Below are 26,553 nucleotides of genomic sequence, written 5' to 3'. Positions count from 1 at the left end.
TCCACGCTAAAGGTTAACTCCCCTTGTTCGGCTCGAGCTATGGCTTGTTTGTAGAGCTGGCAAATCTCTTGGATTTTCTCGGGCAAGTCTGGGTCGGGGGGGGTGGAGCCAATAGTGGCTCTGGTGGGGTTTGAGTTCGGCTTCCTCTAGCAGTCGTCCCACATGACGCGGACTGATGCTCTCGACAATTCCTTGCTTGACCAACTCGTCGGCGAGTTCTGGAGCTGTCCAATGGCTAATCGGTCGCCCGTACTGTTCGGGGGGCGCACAAGCCAGTGCATAGAGTTGAGTGATTTGTTCGAGGGTAAACGTCGGCGGCGTCCCCGGACGCGGGGCATCCTGTAGTCGCTCTTCAACGCAGCTTTCCCCTTGACTCATTTCCAGCCAACGGAAGCGAGCGCGCCGACTCATCTCTTTGCTAATCCCTAGCTCTCGCGCGATTTCCCCATGTCCTTTGCCTTGGTCAGCTTGCAAAATGATCTTCCCCCGTAAAGCCATCTGCTGTGAACTCTTCCGACGCCTAAGCAATTTTTCTAATTCACTGCGCTCGGCTTCGCTCAAGCTAATGGGGGAGGCGGCTAGTCTAGGCATTGCAGAGAAATCCTTTTCGCGCTCTCTTTTACATAGTAAGCTCATTTCTGCCAGGCTGTACTAGACCCTGGAGTGAGAACTTTTTTGACTGGTTTTGACGGCAACAAGGTCATTGAACTAGGCAACGGCTCAATCTCGCGCATTGTCAAGCTCTGTAAGCGTTTAGATCGGATTCAGTCAGAAACTGCTAAAGCTTTCATGCAGAGACAATAAGCGCAAAAGATTCAAGCTAAGAAAGCTGGCTCGGCAGCTAAGAATAAAAATTAGAAACCTGGTTGATGAATGTCACAAAAAGACTGCTGCTTTCTTGACCTCTAATTACTCCCAGGTCATTATTCCCGACTTTAAGTCATCGTTCATGGTCTACAGAGCCAAGCGAAAGATTAACCATAAAACAGCACGTTCTTTGCTCACTTGGGCGCACTACCGCTTTAAACAGAGGCTGGTTCACCAAGCGGTTAAACGAGGCTGCCAGGTAATAGAAGTCACGGAAGAATATACAAGCAAAACCTGCTCAAAATGCGGGCAGATTCACAATCGGCTAGGCGATTCTAAGAAATTTATCTGCCCCAATTGCTCCCATAGAATCGACCGGGATGCTAATGACAGTATCAATGTCTTCTTGAAAACAATCTCTGGCAATTAGCCAGAGCCAGGTAAGATAGCACCTAATACACAGTATTACTAGGTTTTACCAGTAATTACCGGGTTAAAGACTATCTGTCGTTCAAAAGATCTTTAGAAGATCTTTTGAAGATCTTCTGTCGTCGGTCGAGGAGGGGTATGTGTTGTATTTTTATACAGCCCTTCAATCGGTTGTCACATTAATTGGTTGTCACATTAATCGGTTGTAAGGACACAATGCCGTGTCCTTACTTGGTTTACCAATTGTTTCGGGTAGGATTGTACAAAATGCGTGGAGATTGGGGCAGATTTTGTATAAATTTTAGGGTCTCGATCGCGGTTTATCGCAACCTGGAATCGCTGGGTAAAAAGCGGATGGGACTGCCCGCGATCGCCTCCCAGATTCGCTCTTGTAACTCTTCTGGCGAGTCGGTTTCACTGGCGATCAACAAGCGGATAATCCGAAAGGTCAGCGTATCCGTGAAAAAATAACCGCCGTGAAGGTCGAATTCCGGCAGTTTCGATCCCAACGACAGGGGTAAAGAACGCAACACGAACAAGGTCATATTACCTAGGTCGATCGCCGGGCCGGACCAGTGGGTTAGGTTCGCCCGTATCCCATTGACCGCCTCGATTTCCGAACAATCGAGATAGTTAAAACGGCGGAACAAATCGTAAGCACTCGTCGGAATCACTGCCTCTTGCCATTCAAACATGTTGCGGATTTTCGGGACGTACCGACTATTGGGATCCTCCGGGTTTTGCCGTTGTAGAAACACATTCCCCAGGCGATAGCCGGACATTTCGATACTCGGTTCGATAAACCAATTGCCCAAAGTTGGCATGTAGCGCAACACCGCATCGCGATCGCTCGACATCAGATAAATCTGACGGCAACGGCGCATCGCCGAACGCACGTAGTTATTGCGACCTTCGCGCAGAAACTCCAAGGGAATATCCGGCGAAGCTAACACTAACTTATCTAACAGTAGATATTTGCCGATATAAGACGCTTCCAAATCGTCTCGGTCCAACTGCGCGCCGATCTCGACATCGAGATCGTCTTTCCCGAAGCGATCGGAGAGAATTCGCAGGGTATTGACCAACAAACAGGCGCCCATGCTATGTCCGATCGCGTTGACCCGGATCGGAGGCAAGTGCTTGGGACTCCCCTCCCCTTCGACTTCCGTTTGGGCGATCGCCGCATCCAACCGCCAAAAAAATTCGGCCAAATCCGGCGACCCGTAGTGAATCGCCCGGTATAAATCGCGCTGGTACACCAAAATGCGAAAACCGTGCATCATCACGATCCAGAACAAAAACAAGGTCGGGACGATCCAATACCAGGTCGCCGCCACCTTAGCCGTTTCGCCAAACTTCAGCCATTCCCACAATTGCGCGATTCCCGGAATCGCGTGACCCAGGGAAAGAATGGGTAAGGCAAATCCCTTAAGCAGGATCCAGATGAGAGTGCCGAGAATTCCGGCAAACCCGCCCAAAACAAAGGTAAATTTCCATAAAATCCCCCGATGTTGGCTGAAATCAGTCCACAATCCCGCACTAGTAATCGGTTGTTCGCTCGGCCAATGGTAGCCGATATAAAATTGATTGGGGTTTAAGGCGCGATCGCTGCGCGAGCGATCGCGCGTATCCCCCGAGATCCGATCGTCGGCAGTCAGGGCATCCGCTTCCTGAGAGAATAAGGGATAAAAGATCTTCGATGGAGTGGCGTAACCGTGGGTCCGTAACGTCAGTTGTTCGCACCCGCGTTCGGCGACGATCGCCCCGAGTTCGTCTACGTTGAACAGGGGGCGAAACCGTCCGGGATCGGGTAACTTGCGATCGGCGTCGAGGGAAGGGGTGGCGGTACTGGTGACGAGAAAAACATTAGGGTGGGTGCGGTCTTGAAACACCTCAAAGTTGCGACCGATACTTTGGGTAAATTTGTGGTTGTCCCAAGCAAACAACGCGCGGGTGATGTAGGCTTCGTCCACTTGGCGGTCGAAGAAAGAATAGACGGCGCGATCGGGACATAAATCGTGCAGCCTTTCCAAAACTTCGGCGATCGAAGATGCGGCGAGATAGGGACAATCGCCCCCCAATTCCCTGCTAGGATTGTGGTAGTTCGGCGGTGGCGGATAGGTCAGTTGAACGATCCGCGCTTTAATCCAGGCATCGGAAAAAGGGGCTGTATTTTTAATAATCGATTCCAACCACCGGGAATCATTGTCAACCGATTCCGCTTTCCATTCTTGGGGTAAGGGTGGAGGGGTTATCTGGGTATTCATAGGCGTTTTGAGAACCTGTAGAGAGAGGAAGCGATCGCCACCTGCGAGGGCGACGATCTCGAACTCCTTTAATGTTTCTGTTGTACCATCTTCGCCCCACAGGATCGGGAAGGGCGATCGCCTCTGCCGCCGTCAGTTTTTTGAAATATCTGCAATTTATACCTGAAATGGAGCGCCGCGATCGATCGGCGCGATCGCACGAAGGGAAGACCACCCGCCGAACGGAACGGCGGGAGACTCGGGGAAGCTCACCGAGAGGGCGACTTACTCAAACAACCAAGTTTTCACCCGTTGCAAACTCTTCCAATCCGGTTTGCGCGTCAAGCCGTCCTCGACATTTTCTTTAACTTCGTCGCGCAATTCGTCCGCCGCCATCATCAACTGTTGCGCCATTTCGACGTGGTCGCGGACGCCTTTTTTGCCACTATCGAGCATGGCGAGGGCGAGATTGATCCGAGCTTGAGCATCTTGAGGGTTGAGTTTAACCGCCTTCTGAGCGACTTTAGTCGCCGATTTCGGGCGGTCTTTCAACAGATAGAGCCAAGCGAGGGAAGCCAACGCCGGACTATTTTTGGGGGCGCGATCGCAAATCTCCTCAAACAGGGGGATGAGGGTGTCCGGGGATTCCCCGGCTTTGTAGCGTTCGACGCCTTGATTGAACAATTCTTCTGGGGTTGATGTCATAAGCATTCGAGCCATTAGAGGCGATGGTTAAACTGCGAACTCGGCAAAGTCCGTCCCTCAAGCTGAGGGGATCGGCTGAAAACGAAGGTTCGCCGATCTTGAAGTTTACCGCCTCTAATGGCACGGCAACATCAAAAGCGAGAAGCCACGCGATCGCGCGGCTTCCGCTTCGCCCAGATCGGGGCTTACCCTCAAGCCGAGAAAGACTTACCGCAACCGCAGGTCTGGGTCGCGTTGGGGTTGGTAAACTGAAATCCGCCGCCAATCAGGGCATCGCTGTAATCGAGGGCCATCCCGTAAACGTACAGCAAACTTTTGCGATCGCACAGGACCTTAAAACCCTCGTAGTCGAAGATTTCGTCATCTTCGCGGGCATTGGCGATATCGTCAAAATCCATGGTATAAGACATCCCGGAACAGCCGCCCTGACGGACGCCGACCCGCAAACAGAGATTTTTTCCTTGTTTTTCTTGTAAAGCGAGGATTTGCTTGAGGGCGGCATCCGTTAGAATAATTCCGCGTTTTTGGGATTCAGTCGCTTGGGTCATCTCGTTTTCTCCTGGTGGCAATTTAAAAACACGATTCATTGGAGTCTGAGTGGTTCTATTCTAACGAGTGCTGCCGATCGCTCGCGCGGCGATCGCCGCCCATTCCCCAGAAAAAAACGGATCCCTCCCCCCAAAAGCGTCGCTGAATCCATTGGTGTGAGACAATGAGATAGAGTGTTTCAAGTCGTTTGTCAAATCAATCGCCGTTTCGATTTAGCGCTTTCCCCCCCTTGCTGACCTCCACTCAATTGGCATAGCCTATGACCGCTTTGAATCGCTCCACTCGTCGCCGTTTGCAACAACTCCCGCAGATTCCGAGTGTGTGGGAAGGCGATCGCCGTACCTTGAACCACCCGTTACCCGTCAGTTCGGACAGTCAAATCGATTTAGAACCGGAATCGGGAGGCGATTGTATTTTGTGGGTGGACGGATCCCAGGGAATCGTCCGCGCGATGGATGTCGTCACCCCAGAAACGGGACATCAGGCGATCGTGCGAACCTTGCTGCGCGCGATCGAACATCCCCACAGTCCGGCCCACCCGGCCCGACCGCAGAAAATTGTCGTCAAAGACCGAGAAATTCAATTTTTCTTGCGTGGCGTCCTGCAAGACCTCGATATCGCCATCGAATACGTTCCCGATTTGCCCTTAATCGACGAAATTTTCCAGGGCTTTCAAGAGGCGATCGAAACCAAACCCCCCAGTTTGCCCCCCCAATACGCCGAAGTGCTGCTAGACAAAGCCCGGGATCTGTGGGACTTGGCCCCGTGGGAATCACTCGGCGACCATCAGATCCTGGCGATCGAACTGGGCGCGTGGGACCTCGACACCCTTTATGCCTGCACCATGGGGATGCTCGGACTCGACTACGGCATTCTCTTTTATCGTTCCCTCGATTCCCTGCAACGCTTCCGCCAACGCGCGATCGAACACGAATCGACTGAATTACTCGAAGAAGCCTTTCTCTCCCAAGATTGCCTGTTCCTCACCTTCGAGACCGACGACGACGAAAACGACCGCCAAACCTTGGGCGACCTCGACGCCGACGAAATCGAACCCCGCTTTGGGAATTTGCACCCCTTTGAAGGGATGCGATCGATTCTCTACGACGAAGAAGCCCTCGCCGTTCTCGTCGCCCTCGACGCCTTCGGTCGCTTTTTCCGCGAGTTCCGGGATCGATTCGCCCGGGGAGAGTTCCCCAGTCTCAGCGCTCAATATCAAATCCCCCTCCCGGAAGGCGCGCCGAGTCCGAATAACCCCTTACCCGTTAAAGTTGACACTTTACCCGAAATCGCAACCGACCTCTACCAAATGGCGGCGGGTGAAGAAGACGAAGAAGAAGAAGACGAAGACGAACCGATCTTACGCGACGATCTCGTTCCCAAAAACTCGTTTTTGAGTTTGGGCGTCATTCCCTGGGATACCCTGACTCTCCTGCGCGAAGAGGTCAACCACTATCAATCGGCGCCTGTAGAGTCGAAAGGGGAAGGATTGCCGATTATTTTGATTCAAACCTCGCGACCGAAAGCCAAAACCATGATCGAAACCCTGCAAAACTCCGGTGGGGTGAGAGGAATTGGCTTCAATCCCGGTGAAGATCCCCTCGAAGGCGATCTCTACGATTTGGGCATCCTCCAAACCGAAGACGATACCTTATATTTATTCGGGGAGTTCGAGCAAGACGACCCGACCCACATGAGCGCCCGCCAAAAATGGGATCGGCGCTGCAAGCAAACCAAGGGATATTGCGGTTTGGTAATTGCGATGGGGTTGACGGGTTCCTCGCGCGGCAATCCGCAACTCAAAGACATGATGGGATTGTTTGAAGTACGATCGCTCTCCTCCAAAGAGTTGGATTTGGGGACGTTGCAGTTAATTGCGACGTTGTTATAACCTCGGCTCAATCCAGGCCGTTGCCAATTAAAATAAAAGACGCCCAGTGATAGGGATGGCTGTATTGGGGGTCGGCGAGTAAAGACAGTTGGGCTTGGCGTAATGCCTGCCCTTTGCCGACCCCGGGGGTTTGCAGTCGTTCGTAAAACGCATCCATCAACAATTGGGTGCCGCGATCGTCTACAGACCACAGGGAAGAAATCGTCGCTTCCGCCCCAGTTTGCTGCATTTGGTAGCCGAAACCGAGAATTTCCTGTCCGTTGCCCAAAACACCGCCCACTCCCGTCTGACAGGCGCTCAAGACCACCAGTTCCACATTCGGTAACGACCACAAGGCGACATCGCGCAGAGTGACGCGATCGCCGTTCCCGAATAAAATAAACGACTCTTCCGGTTCTCCGGTGACGAACGCCGCATGAGTCGCCAAATGTAAAATTGTATAATCTTCGGCCCGGGCGATCGTCGCTTCCGGACTGAATCGATCGTTAAATAGGGTCGTCGTCGTCGGAATCGCCGAGGCGACATTGTCTACTTCCGCCCCGGCGAAAGGCAGGCCCGAAAAGATAAATTCGCGATCGCCCACCCAAATCCGATAGGTCCCTTCGCTAAACGCCCCCGCCAAAACGCGATGGGGCGATCGCCCCTCCACCGTAGTCCCTTGCTCGAACTGCATCAAGCCGATCGCCGTAATATTATCGATCTCAAACCGTTCGATCGCCCAGCGATCGCCGTCGTAGAGCGCCCCCAGGGGAATGTAACGCAACTGACCGTCCGGCGCGTAGAGGATCGTCTCCACTCCCCCTCGGGCTAACGCAGCTTCGATCGGTGCGAGCAGCCACTGGTACAACCGATACCCCGACTCTTGCACCCATTCGCGATGGCGCCGTCGTTTCGGATCCGTCAACAGCTTGCGAAACTCCACAATCTCCCCATTCAACTCCTCGCGGCTGACCGCCACCGTGCGATGCAAGGGGGGACCGTCGGGAGTCACCAACACCAACTCCAAACGGTCTTCTAACACCAGGGGATATAAAATCGCCACCGGGCGATCGAGACCCTGCAAACGCCCTTGTAACTGTTGCAACGACGCCAACTTCAAACTGTCTTCCGGAGAAGACCGCCGCAATTGCCGTTCGATGTCCACCACGTCGGGACGGTTGACAAAGGCTTGAAACTTATCCCCTAACTGTTGTTGCAACTGCACTAACGTATCGAGGCGTTCCTGTTGGGCCGCCGTGCGCTTCTCCGGGGGAATGGCTTGCAAACGGCTCAATTCTTTCCCCAATTCCACAGCTTCCGTTTGCAAGTGGGTATATTCGGCAACGAGTTGTTCTTCCTGGGGCAATAGTTGCAAGCGTCTGGGGTCGAGATCGGAGCCGCGCACGCTTCTCAAATAGCTGTCAATTTCTTGAATTTTGAGTAAGTCCAAGACTTCTTGCGCTTCGACAACCCGATCGCTTTGTAATAGTAATTCGGAGAGTTGTTTGTAAGTGTCTTCTACTTTTCCCGTATAAATTTCTTTGAGTTCGACCGGTAAGGGCGGAAAGCCTTCGGCAGTTTCTCTGAAGGTTTGGCGGAGATCTTCGGTCAGATTAATTGCTTTTTTATAAAAAATAATGGCTAATTCCGTTTTATTTTGACGGTCGAGAACCCGGGCAATATTGCCGAGGGCGACGCTTTCTCCGGCCAGATCGTCGAGCCGTTGAAAAGTGGCGAGGGATTGTTGGAGAAAATCGAGGGATTGAAGGTAGTCTCCCGCACTAAAGTAGAGTTTGCCGATTTGATTTTGGAGGCGGGCGATCGTGTGCAGGTCGCCGAGCCGTTCGAAGAGCTTGAGAGCTTCTTGGAACGATTCCAACGCGCGATCGTACTGTTTGAATTCTACATAAAGCGCCCCGAGACGGTCGAGGGTTTGGGCGACTTCGGCCCAATCGCCGATCGCGCGAGCTTGTTCGAGGGCCCGTCGGTAGGTGTTGAGGGCCGGGGAGAGCCGATTTAAAACATCGTCGATGTTGCTGAGATTGGCGATTTGAGGGGCGATCTCCCGTCCCCGGAGGCGATCGCCCTCCAACACCTGTCGAAACGCGATCGGCGCCGCCTCGAACTCGCCGCGATCGAAGGGTTCGAGTCCGGTTTGCAACAAGCGGTCGGCGGGGTTCTCCCCGGGAAGAGCGGCACTGGCGCGAGGGGCGATCGCCACCCCCAGCACCAGCGCCAAGGAACAAAGCAACAGATAACGGTTCGGCCCCGAAGGGAAACGGCGATCGGACATAGTGGGGAAAATCTGGGAGTGCAAGGGCGATAGAGGCGGTGGGGGCGATCGCGCCAGGGACCCTCGGAAGCGAGGCCAGTCCCCCTCGTCCTCAAGGGATAACGACTTATGAGAGACTAATAAAGCGCTCTCGGCCCGAAGCCGCATCTCGTTTCGAGCCGTTCGTCCCCAGTTTACTGAAAGTAACCGCCGATGGAGTCCAATACTGCTCGAATTTTAGACGGAAAAGCCCTCGCTCAGAAAATCCAGCAAGAGCTGCGATCGCGCATCGAACAACTGACGCAAACCGCCGACCGCCCCCCCGGCTTGGCAGTGCTGATGGTGGGGGACAACCCCGCCAGTGCCGCTTACGTGCGCAACAAAGAACGGGCGTGCCAGAAACTCGGCATAGCTTCATTCGGTCGCCATTTTACTGCCGATACCCCTCAAGAGGAACTGCACCGGGCGATCGACGAACTCAATCGCGACGATCGCGTAGACGGCATTTTAGTGCAGCTTCCCCTTCCCGAAGGTCTCGATCCCGTCCCCCTGATTTATCAAATCGATCCCGACAAAGACGCCGACGGCTTGCATCCGGTCAACCTCGGGCGCTTGCTGCGCGGCGAACCCGGTTTGCGTAGTTGCACCCCCGCCGGAGTGATGCGCCTATTAGAAGAATATCAAATCGATCTGCGTGGCAAACATGCCGTGGTTATCGGACGCAGCATCTTAGTCGGCAAGCCGATTTCCTTGATGTTGTTAGCCCGAGATGCCACAGTGACGATGGCACACTCGCGCACGCCGGATTTAACCGCATTGACCCGCGAAGCCGATATTTTAATTGTCGCCGTCGGTCGTCCGGAATTGATCGACGAGTCCGCCGTCAAACCCGGGGCCGCAGTCATCGATGTCGGGATTAACCGCGTGACCGACTATTTCGGTAAATCTCGCCTGACCGGAGACGTGCTGTTCGATTCGGTGAAAAACGTTGCCGGGTACGTCACCCCGGTACCCGGAGGCGTCGGACCGATGACGGTGACGATGTTGATGTACAACACCGTGTTGAGTTACTGCCGCACCTTGGGGGTAGAACTCTGAGCGATTCTCCCCTCGAATAAAAACGAAAACGGCGTTGTTAAATACACCGATCGCGCTGAAGCGAGGTAGGCGCGATCGTGGCGAACAATTTTTCGCCCCTCCTCGTAAAATAGGAAGACACACTCAAGCCACCTTTCCCAGGGGCTGGAGACAGGTTCGATTCCGAATTCGACGCAAGAGCAAGACACAATCGGGTTAGATTTTTAAGGGGGTTCGCAGCCGAGCGCGTTCGCTGTTCGCGATCGGTTGACTTTCCCTCCAGCGCCCACAACAGTGGTTCAGCAGGTTCATCACAAGCAAAACGGAGCAGCAAGGGATGGTCTTGACCAACGAAACCGATTTCCCCTCTGAGGAATATCAATTTGACCTTTCAACCTATCTCGCCGATCGCAAAGCACGGGTTGAAGCCGCTTTAGAAGCCTCTTTACCCGTGACCTATCCGGAAAAAATTTACGAGGCGATGCGCTATTCCCTGCTGGCAGGTGGCAAGCGTCTGCGTCCGATTTTAGGGCTGGCGACCTGCGAGTTGGCCGGAGGAACGGTAGAAATGGCCATGCCGACGGCGTGCGCCCTGGAAATGATTCATACGATGTCGTTGATTCACGACGACTTGCCCTCGATGGATAACGACGATTACCGACGGGGCAAACCGACCAATCACAAGGTGTATGGGGAAGATATTGCCATTCTCGCCGGAGATGGGTTATTGGCCTATGCGTTTGAATATGTGGCGGCACAGACCCGAGGGGTCAGCGCCGATCGCGTCGTCAAGGCGATCGCCCATCTCGCCCGCGCCGTCGGGGCTGCCGGACTCGTCGGCGGTCAGGTGGTAGACCTCGACTCCGAAGGTAAACCCGATATCGACGTCGAAACCCTCACTTTCATTCACACCCATAAAACCGGAGCCTTATTAGAAGCCTGCGTCGTCTGCGGCGCCGTACTCGCCGGAGCCTCCGACACCGACCTCGAACGGCTTTCCCGTTACGCGCGCAACATCGGCTTGGCGTTTCAGATTATCGACGACATTCTCGACATCACCCAAACTCAGGAACAGCTCGGCAAAACTGCCGGAAAAGATTTGCAAGCGCAAAAAGCGACTTATCCGAGCATTTGGGGCTTGGAAGAATCCCAGAAGCAAGCGCAAAAGCTGGTTCGAGAAGCTAAAGCCGAACTGGCGCCCTTTGGCTCGGCTGCCCTTCCCCTGATCGCGATCGCGGACTTCATCACTACCCGCAGTCATTAATAAGGTGTGACCCATGCAGGAGTTCGGCAATATCATTGACAACCGCGTGCTGCTGGTTGCAACTCTCGCCTGTATCATTGCTCAAGCGATTAAACTGGCAATCCACTCCATCCGCTACCGCAAGCTCAATTTTCGAGTGTTGGTCGAAACGGGCGGAATGCCTAGCGCTCATTCGGCGTTAGTGACCGCTTTAGCCGCAGGGATCGGCCAAACCGTGGGCTGGAACAGCACCGAGTTTGCCCTGGCAACTATTTTTGCGGTGATTGTCATGTACGATGCTGCGGGAGTTCGTCAGGCGGCAGGCAAACAAGCGCGCATTCTCAATCAGATCGTCGAGGAGATCTTTGAGGAACACCAAGATTTTAACGAAGCTCGCTTGAAGGAGTTGCTCGGACATACCCCTTTCCAGGTGATCGTCGGCGCGATTTTAGGCGTGCTGATCTCTTGGGTTGCCGCATTGACCTATTGAGGGACACCATTTCGCCGTTCGAGGTTCGCCGTTCGACCCGACCGATAACGCGAACCCCGAACCTGGAATGGCCCGAGATGCGATCGCGCCACAGTCAATGGCAACCTCAATAAAGGGTGAGTGCGCCGCGCAGTAAGAACACATTGCGACTGTCCACGACTAAGACGAAGAAGCCGCGATCGCCCAACTGTTTTAAAATGCGATTGGCTTCCCCTTCTTCTTCCGTCCACATCGCCAGCAAATAAGGCTTTTGGTGGTAAGACACCAAACCGATATCCCGATTTAAAATCTGGTTGAGTTGCACCGCCACTTGCGGATTATTGAAATAATCCACTAACACCGCATATCCTTCTCTCAGGGGTCTGGGATCGAAACGCCCCGGAGACGACACCGAAGGGGTCACGGGATTGCCCCCGGAAGTGCGCGGCGGCGGACTGGCGACGAAGGTAGACAGTCCCGAGTTTTCACCGAGATATTGCGCCCACTGATTCGCCAGTTCGACGGTTTCAAAACCGCCGATACGGGTGACGATATCGTTTAAATAGTTGCAAACCGTACCGTTCATTTGCGGGCTTAACAGCGCTCTGACGCGATTTTGCGCCCCTTCGTCTTCGGTGACGACTAAAACGAGATATTCGTCGTTTAAGGGGGGCTGACAGGTCGGATAAGACTGCGATCGCGCCTTCGAGACCACCCCCACCCCTCCCAGAAGTGAAAGGACGAGGGTCCATCGGGCGATCGCCCCCCACGGACGAAGCCATTGCGGTTGTCTCTCCATCCCTGTTACGAGCCCAAACATGGCAAAAATTTATCGAGAGTTTTGAACTGTTGAGAAACCTTGAAGAACCTTCGGGGAAGGGTAGAGACGTTCGATCCCACGCCTCTACTTCAAAACGCCGCTTTTCGATCGTTTTTCCCCCTCGACGCTCGCCAGCGAGCGATCGCTTATCGCCAATCGCGGCCCAGAAATTTGACGGCGGCGATCGTCCTCATGCTTGGGACATTTCCAGAGACTTTAACGGATCGGGAATCGAATCGGAAGGCGCTTCAAATTCTCCGGTAACTACATACTCCAGCCGTAATTTCAACCAGGTAATAAATTGAGGGTTCGTCGAGACGATCGCCGCCGCAGGCTGAGGACACTTGGCTTTAATCTGCGCCATTTCCGGGGCTTCGAGAAAAGCAGGCTGTTTGACGACCCAAAAATCAATTTCTTTTTCTTTTTCTCGATAATCCCGCGTCCGTTCTTTTAAAACTTCCTCTAACGGTTCTTCCTCTAAGAGAAATTGTTGGCTAGCCAGTACGTAAGAATAAGTCGTCATTGCAATTACTCGATCGAAGGTCCAAGCAAAAATCGTACTACATTTTGATTTTAGATTTTTGATAGGGGAAGGGGAAAGCGGCAAAACTAAGCAACGGGGAGTCGGTGGGGAGAGTTCCGATTCTTCCACCATTTCCGATTCCCTCACTCGCGCGATCGAAAATCTAAAATCAAAAAATCTAAAATCCCCCTACAACTCCCCTCTCATGGCCAATTTCATCTCTCTGACCGCCCGTTCCAAGCCGACGAGAGAAGCACGGGAAATAATCGTGTGACCGATATTGAGTTCTTCCATCCCCTCAATACAGGCGACGGGGTAAACATTCCAGTAGGTCAACCCGTGACCTGCATTGACGCGCAATCCGGCGGCGATCGCCTCCCGAGTGCCTTTGGCTAAAATCGCCAGTTCTTTTTCCCGTTCCGCCTCGGTTTTCGCTTCCGCATAAGGGCCCGTATGCAGTTCGATAAATTGAGCGCCGACCGCCGCCGAAGCTTCGATTTGCGGCGTTTCGGCATCGATAAACAGACTCACGGGAATCCCCGCCGATTGTAACGTGGCCACGACCTTAGCGAGGCGATCGCGTCCCCCGACGATATCGAGTCCGCCTTCGGTGGTCACTTCCTCCCGTTTTTCGGGAACCAAAGTGATGTAGTCCGGTTTAATCTCTAAAGCGATTTCCACCATTTCATCGGTCGCCGCCATTTCCAGATTGAGGTGCGATCGCACGATTTGGCGCAACAGACGCACGTCTCGGTCTTGAATGTGGCGGCGGTCTTCGCGCAGGTGAACCGTAATCCCATCAGCCCCGGCGAGTTCGGCTAAGGTAGCCGCCGCCACCGGATCCGGTTCTACAGTCCGCCGTGCTTGACGAATCGTGGCGATGTGGTCGATGTTGACCCCGAGTGTAGGCAATGCCAGAATCTCCCGTACGTCTAAACAGTTCAGGAGTTTATTTTATCTCTCCTGGAGGTTGGGTAAGGGGATAATCCGTAAAAATTTGACCAACTCCCCCATCACTTCGATCGCAATTAAATATTCCTCCAACTCAAACCAATAGTAAATCGGACTCGATCCGAGCTGGTGCAGGTTGGGCAGATCGCCGAGGCGATCGAACTGCAAAAATTTAATAAAGACAAAATCGTAGACGCGATCGAACTCCGGTGACTCCAACGCGTGGAGGTCGAGTAAGAACGCGCGACTATAACGCAAATCCAGCAACACGAAAAATAGTAACTCCTTCTCGGGTACGGCGGTTCGCTCCGTTCAGAGCAATTGCAAAAATTGTAAAGCTTCATCCCGAGTCAGACTATCCCCGGGTTTGAGATTTTGTTGCGCTTCGAGGATCGCTCGAAACGCATATAAATCGTAATAAAGCGGTTCGAGAACGTTGCAAACTTGTTCTAAATCATCTTCGGGAATCTGTTCGATCTCGCGACCGATTTGAGTGATTAACTGCTGAATTTGAATTCTCAAGTCCAAATTTTTCAAGGTTCTACCTCATGGCTACCGAGTGATTTAACCGCTCAATTTACCCTACTCTAGAGGTAATAACGGTTCGTTGAGAGGAACGTCAGGGCGATCGAGCGGTCTTAAAATTGGCGGTGTGGTTTCGCGAGTTGTTTCGCGATCGATATTGAAAATCGCCTGGAGTGCTTTATCTAACGTTTCTGCCATAGCGATGCGGTTTTCGTAAGCGACAATCACCCGAGCTAAAATCGGCAAACTATTTTGTTCGGCTTCTAAATAGAGCGGTTCGACATATAATAAAGATTGCTCGATGGGAATCACTAATAAATTCCCTTGAATGGCTCGCGATCCTTGCCGATCCCACAGGGAAATTTGCTGAGAAATGACCGGGTCTTGATTAATCCGCGCTTCGATTTGTTCCGGTCCGTAAACTAGGGTTTGTTTGGGGAATTGATAGAGCAGTAATTTGCCATAATCGGTGCCATCCGATCGCCCCGCCAACCAGGCAATTAAATTATTTCGACCTTTCGGCGTAAACGGATGGAGAATAATAAATTCTTCCGATCGTTCGTTGGGAAACCGCATAATTAAATAATACGGTTCCAGGGCTTGAGGTTCGTTACCGTAAATTTCTTGAGGGACGCGCCATTGATCCTCCCGGTTGTAGAAGACCTGGGGATCGGTCATGTGATAGGTGAGCAACCGTTCCGATTGAATGGAGAAAAAATCTACCGGATAGCGAATGTGGGTTCGCAAGGTAATCGGCATGGACTTGAGGGATTTAAATAGGTTGGGAAAGATAGATTCCCAAGTTTGGACGATCGGATCTTCGGGGTCGGCAACATAGAAATTAACGGTACCGTTATAAGCATCGACGACGACTTTAACCGAATTACGAATATAGTTAAAGTTTTCGGCACCCGGATCGGAATAGGGATAGCGATCGCTGGTGGTGTAAGCGTCTACAATCCAATACAAATAATTTTTTTGTTCGACTTGAGGAGAGGACAAACTCTCTTCACTGTTATAAAGCCGAGTATTGGCAACGGCTAAATAGGGATCGCTGTCGAATTTTAAAAAGGGGGCGATCGCCCGAATGCGTTCGGTAATATTGCGCCGGAATAATAACTTGGTATTCGGGGTTAAATAGCGGGTAAAGACCATCTGCCAACTGTTCAAATATTTGGCAAACAGTAATTGACGCCAACGGGAGGCGATCGGAATGCCGCCCACGCCGTCATAATGATTGGAAACATTTTCATCGCCACTGGGATAGTCGAATTCCGGGACTTCCGTCGGCGCCATGACAAAAGTATCGCCGATCGTGCCGTAGTAAATTCGGGGATGTCCGATGGGAATACTGGCGCGAATCCGTTCGCTGGAGGTTCGTAAAGTGGTGTTATTGCCTGTGGGAGAGTCGAGACCGATATCTTTGACGTAGTAGGTCGGTAAGCCTCCGGGTCCGGCGGTATTGACGGGGCTGAGGGTAAAGCCGTAGCCGTGGGTGTAGACTAAATGCTCGTTAATCCAGGTTTGAGCTTCACTGGGAACGGAGGTGTAGTCTAACTCGCGGGCGGCGATAATGACCTGTTGTTTTTCCGTGGGTGGGTCGCCGGGGCGGGTGGATTCTTTGAGCAGGGTGTAGCGGTCGATATCGGCGTCGGGAAAGCGGTAGTAGAGGCGAATTTGCTGGAGTTGGCGGTTGGTGAGCAGCAGGGGACGCTTATCCCAGAGGCGGATGTTGTCGATGGTGAGGTGGTTGGTTTGAATGTCGTCCCAACTGAGGCGCCCTTCGGGGTCGAAGGTTCGCACGTCGATGCGATCGAGGTTGAAGGCTTGGCGGGTGAAGGCGATGCTGCGTTGGATGTAGGGCAGTTCGCGGGCGAGTTCGTTGGGTTGAACGACGAGGCGTTGGACCGCGACAGGTAAGGCATATCCGGCGATCGCCACGATGGCGGCATAGGCGAGTCCGAAGCGCAAGATCGGATTTTGCAGGGTAAATTGGTCGATTTCGAGTTCTTTCGACCAAAAAACGGCTTTCCAGAGGGTGAATCCGCCGATCGCCAGGGCCAATAAGCTCAACCCGGTATCCACCCAGAGGACGACGTTGAGGTCGGTGTAGCTGGCGCCGTAAGTGACGCTGGAGGTGGAATAGAGCAGTTGATAGCGGGCCAGCCAGTAGTTGAGGGCGATCGCCAGGGCCAGCAACCCGCCCAAGCCGTTGAGGTGGCGCAGTTGCCCTTGGCAAAAGCCGGGAAAGCGACCTTCACTGAGACTGTTACCCGAGACTAAATAAATTAAGGCGACGGAGAGGAAGGCGGCGAGTAAGACTCCGGTGAGCCAAAATTGGAGCAGTTCCCAAATGGGGAGGGAAAAAATATAAAAGCTGAGATTGTGGTTGAAGACCGGATCGGCGATCTCGAAGGGGGTGGGGTGGAAAAATTGCAGAAATTTGCCCCAATAGCTGGAGAAAATCAAGCCAAATCCCAAGGAAAGGGCCAGGGCGATCGCCCATAAAATGCCCGGGAAAATTGCACTCGCCGCACTCACCCCCAACCAGAGGAAGAATATCGGAGTGCTCTGCAACATCTGGGCTAACAGTCCGGCGCCGGGTTCGATCCCGAAGACTTTGGGAACCGGGGGCATTTCCGGCAGTACCAAGGTGCGCGGGTGCCACAACTCGAACAGGTCGCGACCGTAGTAAATGACGACCAAGCCGAATAAAAGGGCGATCGCGCCGACGAGGGGCAAGAAGTAGCGAAAGGACAGGGTATGACGGGAGGCGGATGAAGGGGTACGGGACGGCGCCGTGGGATGGGGATATTTAAGGCGGTTGGCGACGATCAAGTTGCCGACTAAAAAAGCTCCGGTCAAGGTGACGGCGATCGTGGTCAACACGAGGCGGGTCAGCAAGCGCGTCCAAAAGACATCGCTATAGCCGACTTCTTGAAACCACAAGCTTTCCGCCATCACGGTGACGGTAATATTTAAGCCGATCCACAAGCCGACCAACGCGGCGATCGGTTTTAAGCCTTCTTCAAACAAGCCCCAGCGCATAAGCCGCCCTTATTTTTAGAGTTCGATCTTGCTTTACCATTTTAGGGGGGCTAGCGGGGCGATCGCCCATCAAAAAACCTCCCCAAATAATTATCTGGAGAGGTCGGTAGGGCGAGCGATCGCGCCGGGAACCGGACAATCAGCCGTACTGTTCGCTCGAACGGCTTTCCGATTCTAAGTTAAACAGGAGTTGCAAGGTCGCCATCGCCTGACGACGGGCTTCGATATCTTGTTGGGCCCGCAGTTGCACCATCGGATCGTGCAGGATCTTGTTGACGATCCCCCGGGTGAGGGCTTCGATCACTTCTTGGTGTTTTTCGGCAAATTCCGAACCCAATCGCGACAGTGCTTTTTCTAACTCTTGTTCGCGAATGGTTTCGATTTTCGACCGCAAACTGCTGATCGTCGGTACGGTTTCGAGACTGCTCCACCACACTTGGAAGGCTTCGACTTCTTCTTCTAACAAGCCTTCGGCTTCCATCGCCATTTGACGGCGACTTTCTTGGTTTTGGGCGACGACGGCTTTGAGGTCGTCTACGTTAAAGGCGCGCACGTTGGCGACATCGTTGGCGTCGGCGGCGACGTTACGCGGGACGGAAATATCGAACAGCATCAACTGACGATCGCCGTGCAGCATGGTTTCGAGTTTGGCGCGATCGAGGATCGGTTGGGTGGCGGCGGTACTGGTAAAGGCGATATCGGCTCGGGCGATCGCCTCGTCGAGTTCGGCGAGGGGGTAAATTTGGAAATTAGCGCCCCCATCTTTGAACTTGCGCGCCAGATCTTCGGCCCGTCCCGTCGAACGGTTGACGATCGCGATCTCGCGGGCCCCTTTAGAGAGTAAGTGCTGCACCAACAAGCGCGACATTTTCCCGGCGCCGACAATCGCGATCTGCTTGTCGTCGAGGCTTTCCGCTTCGATCGCCGCCAACTCGACCGCCGCCGAACTGATCGACACCGCCCCGGTACCGATACTGGTTTCGGTACGCACGCGCTTTCCAGCCGTCAGGGCTTGTTTGAACAGGCGGTTTAAAATTCGTCCGACCCCTTTATACTGCTGGCCGATCTTGTGCATGGTTTTGACTTGCGCGAGGATCTGACCTTCGCCCAAAACCAAACTATCGAGTCCGGCGGCGACGCGCATCAAGTGCATGACCGCATCTTCGTGCAGCAAGATAAATAAATGTTCGCGCAAGGAACGCACGGGGAAGCCACCGTATTCGCACAGAAATTGACTGACCTCTCTCACCCCGGGTTGGGTGTCCGTGGTCACGACATAAATTTCCAAGCGGTTACAGGTGCTGAGGATACCCACTTCTTCGATATGCGGGTAGCTGGTCAGGTGAGCGATCGCCTGTTCGGCTTCGTTTTCGGGAATGCTCAGTTTTTCTCGGATTTCGACGGGGGCGGTCTTGTGGCTCAGACCAACGACTGCAATATTCATGTGTTCTCCCTGAAGTTTTTCGCCGTTTCAGTCAAATGTCTTTACCGATCTTTCCGATCTTTGGAGCTGTATCGACAACGACTTGTGAACGATCGACAAGTGGATTGAATTAATGTCGTTTTCTCGAAATTAAGATGCGGGCGCGATCGCCCGATCGTCTATTGAGATAAAATAGCGGGTTTGAAAGATCTAGGCAATTGAATCACTGGCGTTTGTCGCGGGTTTTTTGACTGGAGATCGATGGCGTCGGTCGGATGATATCTACGGCTCCACTCGACCCCAGCCCACACCCAACGCAACACCCGTCTCGTCGCTTTTGGGAACGGGGTTCGAGGGAGCGAACTCCCTCGATGGGTTTCCATCCGGACGGGACGGGCGTCAAGGATTAACCGCAAACGCCTCCCCTGCGCGAATTAGCGCAATTGAATGCTCTTCGGTTTGTCGAACATGTGAATGGTATCGACGAACCGCGCGGTTTTCGATTGGGTGGACATGACCAAAGACTGGGTACGGGCCCCGCCACCGAAGAAGCGGACGCCTTCCATCAAGGTTCCGGAGGTGATCCCGCAGGCGGCAAACAGTACGGTTTGACCGCTTGCCAGTTCTTCGGCTTCGTAAACGCGATCGGGGTCGGTAATGCCCATTTCTTCCAAGCGAGCGATGTTGCTCTCTTTGCTTTCGCCGATCAACCCGGTTTTCACCACGTCCGGATCGTAGATCAACTGACCTTGGAAGTGTCCGCCGAGACAGCGCATGGCGGCGGCGGAAATTACTCCTTCCGGCGCGGCGCCAATGCCCATCAGCGCGTGAATGTTGGTTCCGGAGAAGGCGCACGAAATCGCGGCGGAAACGTCACCGTCGCTGATCAGGCGTACCCGCGCTCCGGCTTCCCGGATTTCTTGGATCAGTCCTTTGTGACGGGGGCGGTCCATGACCACGACGACGAGATCTTCGATCGCCCGACCCATGCAGTCGGACAAGATTTTGAGGTTTTCCGTCGGGGTTTTACGGATATCTACATGGTTTTTAGCGACGGCAGGGGCCGCCAGTTTTTTCATGTAGAAGTCCGGCGCCGCAAATAAGCCCCCTTTTTCGGAGATGGCTAACACCGCCATCGAACCGTTTTGTCCGTAAGCGACCAGGTTGGTTCCTTCACACGGATCGACGGCGATGTCGATTTCGGTGAGTTGATCCGGTTCGCAAAAATTGCTGGCGTTCGGATTGGTGCAGATTCCGACTTCTTCACCGATGTAGAGCATCGGCGCGTCGTCGCGTTCCCCTTCTCCAATCACGATTTTGCCGCGCATGTGGATCCTGTTCATCCGCTCGCGCATCGCTTCGACAGCAACGCGGTCGGCGGTATTCTTTTCGCCTTTACCCATCCACCGGGCCGAGGCGATCGCGGCCTGTTCGACCACTTCGATAATCTCTAAAGCAATTACGTTATCCATTTTCTTTCCTCCTCCCGACTTCCTATAGTGGCCCCATTTTGCGTCCTGGCGACCGTCTAAAAGTCTATCAGAGCAAGGATACCGATTAATAATTCCTTCGATCCCGGTTTTTGTTAAGTTTTACTTCCGTGGCGGGCGATCGCCCGTTTCGCGATCGCGCCGAGGCCGCCCTAATTCTCTCTAGTTTTGAAAATCTCAATAAAAAAATAAGCTAGAAAAATAGAGCAAAAGCCTTACAAAACAAAAATTTTTATTCTAAAAAAAATACTTTTTAATAAATTAATACTACAATTGACCGCGATCGCCCCAGCAAGTATTTTAGAGAAAAAAATTGCAAATTCAGCGCAAAAAATGGCGATCTCCTGCCCCAGATCGAACTTCCTCGCCTAAAAGATGTCGTACTTTTGGAGAATCGGGTACGATCGCCCATAGACTCAACCGCGCCCTTGCTGGCCCTTGCGTCTGCTGACGACATCGTTCTCGCGTTTCGTAGATAGGTCAAGCCATCCATGCAATACCCCTCGGACATTCAACCGTCGGTGATTTCGATCCTGCCGAGTTCCCCAGACTCCCTCCCCTCGTTCCCGACAACCTCGCCCTCGGTGGATTTGGCTCGACCCAGTGCCGGATTCGACGCCGAATTCTACTCAAACGCTTACCCCGACGTCGTTAGCGCCGTCCGTAACGGAGAATTCACCAGCGCCGAACACCATTGGTTACTCTACGGACAGGCAGAAGGTCGCCTTCCCCAGGCGCCCCAGGATCCCCCGACAAACCCCGAAGAACCCGACCTCGATCCACTGACCGGACAACTCCCCCTCAACTTCACCGCCAATCGCGGACAAACCCACCCGGACGTTAAATTTCAGGTCAACGGCGCGGGTCAAAACATTTATTTCACCCCCGAGGCGATCGCCTTCGTCACCGCCACACAAGGGCAAAACGACCCGGTCACCGGAGAGAGTGAACCCCTCACCTCGGTGGTGCAACTGCGCTTTGCAGGTGCCAATCCCGATCCGGCGATCGCCGGAATCGACCCGTTACCGGGAATCGCTAATTTTATCGGCGCCAACCCTGCCTCGCCGGACGCCGTACAAGCGCCGACCTACGAAGGCATCGTCTATCGAGACCTGTACGACGGGATCGATCTGGTGTATCGAGGCGGCGATAAAGAACTCAAGAGCGAATTTATCGTCGATCCGGGGGTCGATCCCGGGGCGATCGCCTTCAACTACGACGGGGCGATCGATCTCAAACTACGCGAAGACGGCGCCTTAATCTTAGAAACTCCCCTCGGGTCTTTAATCGAACGGGCGCCGATCGCCTATCAAGACATTAACGGCGATCGCGTCCCCGTTGCCAGCGCCTACCAACTCCTCGATAATGGTGGCGTCGGTTTCGAGTTGGGAGAATACGATCGCGACTACGCCTTAATCGTCGATCCGACCTTAGAATATTCCAGCTATCTCGGCGGAACGGGACAAGATCGGGCCGAGGCGATCGCCACCGACAGCCAAGGGAACGCCTACATTGCCGGATCCACCCTGTCCCTCGATTTTCCCGCCTTCGTCAGCTTCCAAAGCCAACTGGCGCAACTCCAAGACGCCCCCAACTTGCAATTTGACGCCTTCGTCACCAAAATCGCCGCCGACGGCAGTGGTTTTGTCTATTCCACCTACCTCGGCGGAACCGGAGACGATCGCGCCTTCGATCTGGCCGTGGACAACAACGGCGATCCCTACATCGTCGGTCAGACCAGTTCCCCGGACTTTCCCTTACAAACGGCAATCCAAGAAAACTTCAACCAAGGGACCGACGGTTTTATTACCAAACTGACCAATCAAGGGGCCTTACTGGTCTTTTCCACCTATTGGGGAGGAAGCCAAAATGAGGCGATCGCCAGCGTGGCCCTCGACGGTGGCGGCAATGCTTACGTGACCGGAACCACGACCTCCGACAACTTCCCCTTATTCAACGCCGTTCAAGGGGCGATCGGCGGCGGTTCCGATGCCTTTGTCAGCAAGTTTTCCCCCACGGGGAATTTCCTCTATTCTTCCTATCTCGGCGGTTTCGACAACGATCGCGGGGAAGGGATCGCGGTGGATAACGAACAGAATATTTACGTCACCGGACAGACCGCCGCCGATAATTTTCCCCTAGTCGGCGAGTTTCAACGGCGCTTTGCCGGCGGCGGGGATGCGTTTATTACCAAAATTGCCGCCGCCGGAACGAGTTTGGTCTATTCGTCTTACCTCGGCGGACGGGATAGCGATATCGGGAAGGCGATCGCCGTCGATGAAGAAGGACACGCCTACATCGTCGGCAGAACGGGGGTTCCGCGCGAAATTCAACCGGGGGCGATTACCGGATTGGGGGATTTCCCCACTGCGAACGCTTTTCAAAATCAATTGCAAGGATCGTCCGATATCTTCGTCACGAAAGTGGCCCCGGACGGAAGCGGTTTGGTGTACTCCACGTTTGTCGGCGGTAGCGGTTTTGAAACGGCGAACGATATGGCGTTAGGGGAAGGCGGACAAGTCTATTTTGTCGGGGAAACGACCTCCGGGGATTTGCCGACGCGGTTTGTGGTTCAGCCGAGTTTTGGCGGCAATAGCGATGCGTTTGCGGGTAAGTTGTCTCCGGCGGGTAACGATCTGGAGTTTTTAACCTATATCGGCGGGAGTGGGTTCGATACGGGGGAAGGAATCGCGATCGGTCCGCAGGGGTTTAATGCTTATGTGGCGGGACAAACAGCCTCGAATAATTTCCCGTTAGTCAATCCGTTACAAGGGGATTTCGGCGGACCGGAAGGGGATGCGTTTGTGGCGAAGTTGGCGGAAGAGGCGCCGCCACCGCCGCCGGGGACGCCGCAACCTGGGGCGCCGCAACCGGGAACCCCGGCGCAACCGACGCCGCCGCCGGAAGCGCCGCCGATCGATCCGGCCCCACCCCAAGCGACGTTTGAAAGTTTGGTGCAGTTGGTGGCGACGAATGCAATTTCTCCGGTGGGGATCTTTTTTGACGAAGGAACTTATTTGAATCGCTATCCGGATATTGCGGAGGCGGTGAATGCGGGGCTGTTTGCGAGTGGATTGGCCCATTATCTGGAGTTCGGACAGTTTGAAGGGCGCGATCCGAGTAATGCGTTATACAGCGAGGCGGGATATTTGGAGGCGAATCCGGATATTGCGGCAGCCGTGGCGGCGGGGACGTTTGTCAATGGGTTCGCTCATTTTACCCAACTCGGGTTTTTTGAAGGGCGCGATCGCCGCAGCCAGTTATTTAACGAACGGTTTTATTTAGATGAAAATCCGGATGTGGCCAATAGTATCGCGATCGGTCAATTTAACAGTGGTTTCGACCATTTCATCGAACGGGGTCAGTCGGAACGGCGCAATCCGAACGGTCTGTTCGACCAAACTTATTATTTAAGTCAAAATCCCGATGCGGCGGTGGCGGTTTCGACGGGGGTTTTGCCGAGTGCGTTCGCCCATTTCATTTTAATTGGGGAGGCGGAGGGGCGATCGCCGACACCGTTATTTGACGAACCGTTTTATTTGAGAAATAATCCCGATGTCAATCGGGCGGTTCGCGATGGGGTGTTTCGCAGTGCTTACGAACATTTCTTGCGTTTCGGTCGCGATGAAGGTCGTCCGGCGACGATCGTGGTCTAGGGGGAAGGACGAGGGAAGGGCGATCGCCTTGCCGTTCTTTCCAGAACTTTGTAAACTACTATGAATTAAAAGACTCCGCGTTATCGGCGATCGCCCACTCCTAGAGCGCGTTTATTGCCATTTCGATCGAGTCATTTCGATCGAGCCATTTTGATTGAGTTGAGAAGAGGATAAAATCGTGTCAGTCGAGACCATTGAAAAGCGTTCAACTTCAACGGTCCGCAAAAATGCACCCCGCTATCGGGTTTTACTCCATAATGACGATTTCAACCCGATGGAATACGTGGTGCAGGTTTTGTTACAAACGGTACCGAGTCTGACTCAACCTCAAGCGGTGAGCATCATGATGGAAGCTCACACGAACGGACTGGCTTTAGTGATTACTTGTGCGTTGGAACCCGCCGAATTCTACTGCGAGACGTTGAAAAATCACGGCTTGACTAGCACGATCGAACCGGATGAATAAGGTGGCGGAGATCCCGAATGCAATGGACTAGCCTCGCGAAGTATCCGATCGCCGCAAGGCTGGCGCTGTTCGTGTTGACCTTACTACTTCTGTGGATCCCTTTTGCGGTTCCGATTTATCGCTTTGTCGGCGATCCCAATTGGCAAAGCATTTTGAGCATGAGTGCCCTTTATGCCGAGTTTATCGTTTTAGCCCGTTTCTGGGGCCGTCGGGTTTACGGGATTTCAAGGGTTTTACACCGCTACGGGTTGCAGTTTTCCCCGCGTTTTGGACGGGATTGGGGAAGCGGTTTGTTGGCGGGTTTGGTGAGTTTGAGCCTGCTGTTACTGTTGGAAGGAGTCGTCGGTTGGTTGGCGTGGAACCCGCCGCCGGGGAATTTAATTCAGACGGTTGTAGAGGGTCTGTTGGTGGCTTCGGCGGTCGGATTTGCTGAGGAATTGCTGTTTCGTGGGTGGTTACTCGACGAGTTGGAACGAGATTACCGGGCGAATACGGCGTTATGGGCAAATGCGACGATTTTCGCCATGCTGCATTTTATCAAGCCGTGGGAGGCGATCGTCGAGAATTTACCGGCGTTTCCCGGGTTGGTGTTGTTGGGGGCGACGTTGGTTTGGGCGAAACACAGCAGTGGCGGGCTTTTGGGTCTGCCGATGGGCTTTCACGGCGGTTTGGTCTGGGGCTATTACATTGTCAATACAGGTCAACTTTTAAATTATTCCGGAAGAGTACCCGGGTGGGTGACCGGATTGGGGAATAATCCATTAGCTGGCGTGATGGGTATGCTCTTTCTGGGCGCGATCGCTCTATGGATGCGACGCCGTGCTTTGGTGCAACGATGAACTCCTAAAGCGTAAGAGGGGGCCGGGGATTGACGATTCGATCGCCGGATCTTTGCACGGGACGCGATCGCGTCGGGAACCTCTCGTTGGGGTTGACGGTCTAACTGCGTAAATTGGGAGTTAAGACTCTTTCAACCAACGGCGATCGCCCTCTTTGATTCCAGGCGGTTTCTATTTTGCTGCCTATTTTATATTAATTTCATGAAGCCAGTGGGTCTAGTTCAAATTTTTGACAAATTTTAGCCGACAGGGGGCGTCGATTCCAGATCGACCGTAGATAATAAGGATGACTCGCACGATAGCTACCGATAAGGGTCTCCGAATTGAACCGGGTCTACGCTGCGAGCGAGTCGAGGGAGTTGAGAGGGGTTCGCCACCGTACCCAACTTGCTCCGATTTCCCCGAGTCCCTTATCTGCGAGCGTTCGTCCCATTTTACCTGCACGAGTAGCTCGATAAAATGAGAACAAATGGTTGGATTTTCAATTCTTCCACGAGATATAAATTTATGCCCCTCTCGTCAATTCAAACTTCATTCTTAAGGATGATTTGTCATTGAAAAGGTTCGACTTATAATCGGAGTGAATCATATGCCATCATGGTGATGATGGCGCGATCGCTGAAAAATATCTCGATCCGGAGGTTCAAATGATTGTGGAAGATGCCAAGGTCAAAGATCGGCTCGTTTCTGTTGATTTAATTCTGCATTTGTATGCCGTGGGCTGGACTCAAAAGCAAGTCCGCGAACAATATCCGCATCTCTCGCCGGATACGGTTCGCACTGTATTTGCCTTGGCAGCCAAGTCGATCGATGACAAAATTGTTTACAGTATTTGCCAATCTTATCAAGTGTGTTGAAGGTCTCGGGTTTAACTCCATTCGATTGAGGAGACTGGAGTTGACAGGCGATCGCTCAATTTCCGATGGATAGGGAATAAAATACAATCACTATCTTAGGATTTGTAGAAAGATTAAACCTTCTGAGGTCTCAACCTAGATCGGCAAATTTTGAGATGCTTGTTATTGGCTTGCCAGGGTTCGCACTCCGCTTCAACGACTCTCAAACGAACCTCAAACATCGAAGTCTCTACATCGTCGGCGTTTGGGGTTGAAACGATCGGGTGTACGCTTGCTGTTTCTTCAGCT

Annotated in this window: 22 protein-coding genes; 9 read left to right on the top strand and 13 right to left on the bottom strand. The window is 53.3% G+C overall.

Going from position 1 to position 26,553, the window contains the following annotated elements:
- Positions 1 to 6: 6 nt before the first annotated feature.
- Positions 7 to 591, bottom strand: a complete 585-nt coding sequence (locus tag HCG48_RS18010; protein WP_168570195.1) for a helix-turn-helix domain-containing protein — start codon at positions 589 to 591, stop codon at positions 7 to 9.
- A 358-nt stretch (positions 592 to 949) separates the two neighbouring features.
- Here HCG48_RS18010 and HCG48_RS26915 point away from each other — a divergent pair, with 358 nt between their 5' ends.
- Positions 950 to 1,237, top strand: coding sequence for a zinc ribbon domain-containing protein (locus HCG48_RS26915; RefSeq protein ID WP_375339343.1), 288 nt, complete (start codon positions 950 to 952; stop codon positions 1,235 to 1,237).
- Positions 1,238 to 1,556: 319 nt separating this feature from the next.
- Here HCG48_RS26915 and HCG48_RS18000 read toward each other — a convergent pair whose 3' ends face one another.
- The 3 genes from HCG48_RS18000 to HCG48_RS17990 form a co-directional block, all read right to left on the bottom strand.
- Positions 1,557 to 3,503, bottom strand: a complete 1,947-nt coding sequence (locus HCG48_RS18000) for an alpha/beta hydrolase (protein ID WP_168570386.1) — start codon at positions 3,501 to 3,503, stop codon at positions 1,557 to 1,559.
- Between the two features lie 264 nt (positions 3,504 to 3,767).
- Positions 3,768 to 4,187 (bottom strand): tetratricopeptide repeat protein, encoded by a 420-nt coding sequence (locus HCG48_RS17995; RefSeq protein WP_168570385.1) that lies wholly within the window; start codon positions 4,185 to 4,187, stop codon positions 3,768 to 3,770.
- Between the two features lie 191 nt (positions 4,188 to 4,378).
- Positions 4,379 to 4,735: an iron-sulfur cluster assembly accessory protein gene (locus HCG48_RS17990; protein WP_168570384.1), complete on the bottom strand. Its 357-nt coding sequence runs from the start codon at positions 4,733 to 4,735 to the stop codon at positions 4,379 to 4,381.
- A 260-nt stretch (positions 4,736 to 4,995) separates the two neighbouring features.
- On the opposite strand from HCG48_RS17990, the gene HCG48_RS17985 reads away from it, so the two are divergent.
- Positions 4,996 to 6,627, top strand: coding sequence for a DUF6930 domain-containing protein (locus HCG48_RS17985; RefSeq protein ID WP_168570383.1), 1,632 nt, complete (start codon positions 4,996 to 4,998; stop codon positions 6,625 to 6,627).
- 7 nt (positions 6,628 to 6,634) lie between these two features.
- On the opposite strand, the gene HCG48_RS17980 is transcribed toward HCG48_RS17985, so the two are convergent.
- Positions 6,635 to 8,899, bottom strand: a complete 2,265-nt coding sequence (locus HCG48_RS17980) for a CHAT domain-containing protein (RefSeq protein WP_168570382.1) — start codon at positions 8,897 to 8,899, stop codon at positions 6,635 to 6,637.
- A 192-nt stretch (positions 8,900 to 9,091) separates the two neighbouring features.
- Between HCG48_RS17980 and folD the strand changes: the two genes are divergently transcribed.
- The 3 genes from folD (at position 9,092) to HCG48_RS17965 (ending at position 11,688) form a co-directional block, all read left to right on the top strand.
- Positions 9,092 to 9,976 (top strand): bifunctional methylenetetrahydrofolate dehydrogenase/methenyltetrahydrofolate cyclohydrolase FolD, encoded by an 885-nt coding sequence (gene folD, locus HCG48_RS17975; protein WP_168570381.1) that lies wholly within the window; start codon positions 9,092 to 9,094, stop codon positions 9,974 to 9,976.
- Between the two features lie 316 nt (positions 9,977 to 10,292).
- The gene (gene crtE / locus HCG48_RS17970) at positions 10,293 to 11,219 is read left to right on the top strand and encodes a geranylgeranyl diphosphate synthase CrtE (protein ID WP_168570380.1); all 927 of its coding nucleotides are present in this window, start codon (positions 10,293 to 10,295) and stop codon (positions 11,217 to 11,219) included.
- Positions 11,220 to 11,232: 13 nt separating this feature from the next.
- The gene (locus tag HCG48_RS17965) at positions 11,233 to 11,688 is read left to right on the top strand and encodes a divergent PAP2 family protein (RefSeq protein ID WP_168570379.1); all 456 of its coding nucleotides are present in this window, start codon (positions 11,233 to 11,235) and stop codon (positions 11,686 to 11,688) included.
- Positions 11,689 to 11,794: 106 nt separating this feature from the next.
- Here the strand turns inward: HCG48_RS17965 and HCG48_RS17960 are convergent, their stop codons facing one another.
- The 8 genes from HCG48_RS17960 to glpX form a co-directional block, all read right to left on the bottom strand.
- Complete coding sequence (locus HCG48_RS17960; protein WP_168570378.1) at positions 11,795 to 12,487, bottom strand: hypothetical protein; 693 nt, start codon at positions 12,485 to 12,487, stop codon at positions 11,795 to 11,797.
- Between the two features lie 190 nt (positions 12,488 to 12,677).
- Entirely contained in the window at positions 12,678 to 13,010 is a 333-nt protein-coding gene (locus HCG48_RS17955) for an MgPME-cyclase complex family protein (RefSeq protein ID WP_168570377.1), read from the bottom strand.
- A 189-nt stretch (positions 13,011 to 13,199) separates the two neighbouring features.
- Positions 13,200 to 13,922 carry a pyridoxine 5'-phosphate synthase gene (locus HCG48_RS17950; protein WP_168570376.1) on the bottom strand — a complete coding sequence of 241 codons (723 nt, stop codon included), beginning with the start codon at positions 13,920 to 13,922 and terminating at the stop codon, positions 13,200 to 13,202.
- 42 nt (positions 13,923 to 13,964) lie between these two features.
- A complete protein-coding gene (locus HCG48_RS17945) occupies positions 13,965 to 14,231 on the bottom strand; it encodes a cytotoxic translational repressor of toxin-antitoxin stability system (RefSeq protein WP_168570375.1) in 267 nt (88 codons plus the stop codon).
- A gap of 42 nt (positions 14,232 to 14,273) precedes the next feature.
- On the bottom strand, positions 14,274 to 14,498 hold the full coding sequence (locus tag HCG48_RS17940) for a hypothetical protein (RefSeq protein WP_168570374.1): 225 nt from the start codon (positions 14,496 to 14,498) through the stop codon (positions 14,274 to 14,276).
- Positions 14,499 to 14,543: 45 nt separating this feature from the next.
- Positions 14,544 to 17,534: a UPF0182 family protein gene (locus HCG48_RS17935; RefSeq protein WP_168570373.1), complete on the bottom strand. Its 2,991-nt coding sequence runs from the start codon at positions 17,532 to 17,534 to the stop codon at positions 14,544 to 14,546.
- A 139-nt stretch (positions 17,535 to 17,673) separates the two neighbouring features.
- On the bottom strand, positions 17,674 to 18,978 hold the full coding sequence (locus HCG48_RS17930) for a glutamyl-tRNA reductase (protein ID WP_168570372.1): 1,305 nt from the start codon (positions 18,976 to 18,978) through the stop codon (positions 17,674 to 17,676).
- Positions 18,979 to 19,391: 413 nt separating this feature from the next.
- Positions 19,392 to 20,429 carry a class II fructose-bisphosphatase gene (gene glpX, locus HCG48_RS17925; RefSeq protein WP_168570371.1) on the bottom strand — a complete coding sequence of 346 codons (1,038 nt, stop codon included), beginning with the start codon at positions 20,427 to 20,429 and terminating at the stop codon, positions 19,392 to 19,394.
- 509 nt (positions 20,430 to 20,938) lie between these two features.
- Here glpX and HCG48_RS17920 point away from each other — a divergent pair.
- From HCG48_RS17920 to HCG48_RS17905, 4 genes are all read left to right on the top strand, one after another.
- Positions 20,939 to 24,103 (top strand): DUF7948 domain-containing protein, encoded by a 3,165-nt coding sequence (locus HCG48_RS17920; protein WP_168570370.1) that lies wholly within the window; start codon positions 20,939 to 20,941, stop codon positions 24,101 to 24,103.
- 178 nt (positions 24,104 to 24,281) lie between these two features.
- The gene (clpS, locus tag HCG48_RS17915) at positions 24,282 to 24,569 is read left to right on the top strand and encodes an ATP-dependent Clp protease adapter ClpS (RefSeq protein ID WP_168570369.1); all 288 of its coding nucleotides are present in this window, start codon (positions 24,282 to 24,284) and stop codon (positions 24,567 to 24,569) included.
- A gap of 17 nt (positions 24,570 to 24,586) precedes the next feature.
- On the top strand, positions 24,587 to 25,408 hold the full coding sequence (locus HCG48_RS17910; RefSeq protein ID WP_168570368.1) for a CPBP family intramembrane glutamic endopeptidase: 822 nt from the start codon (positions 24,587 to 24,589) through the stop codon (positions 25,406 to 25,408).
- Between the two features lie 647 nt (positions 25,409 to 26,055).
- Positions 26,056 to 26,265 carry a DUF433 domain-containing protein gene (locus tag HCG48_RS17905; RefSeq protein WP_168570367.1) on the top strand — a complete coding sequence of 70 codons (210 nt, stop codon included), beginning with the start codon at positions 26,056 to 26,058 and terminating at the stop codon, positions 26,263 to 26,265.
- Positions 26,266 to 26,553: the final 288 nt, after the last annotated feature.

It is taken from the genome of Oxynema aestuarii AP17, assembly GCF_012295525.1.
GTDB classification, from domain to species: domain Bacteria; phylum Cyanobacteriota; class Cyanobacteriia; order Cyanobacteriales; family Laspinemataceae; genus Oxynema; species Oxynema aestuarii.
The sequence above is the reverse complement of the archived record's forward strand: the minus strand, read 5'-3'. Positions and strand labels throughout refer to the sequence as shown.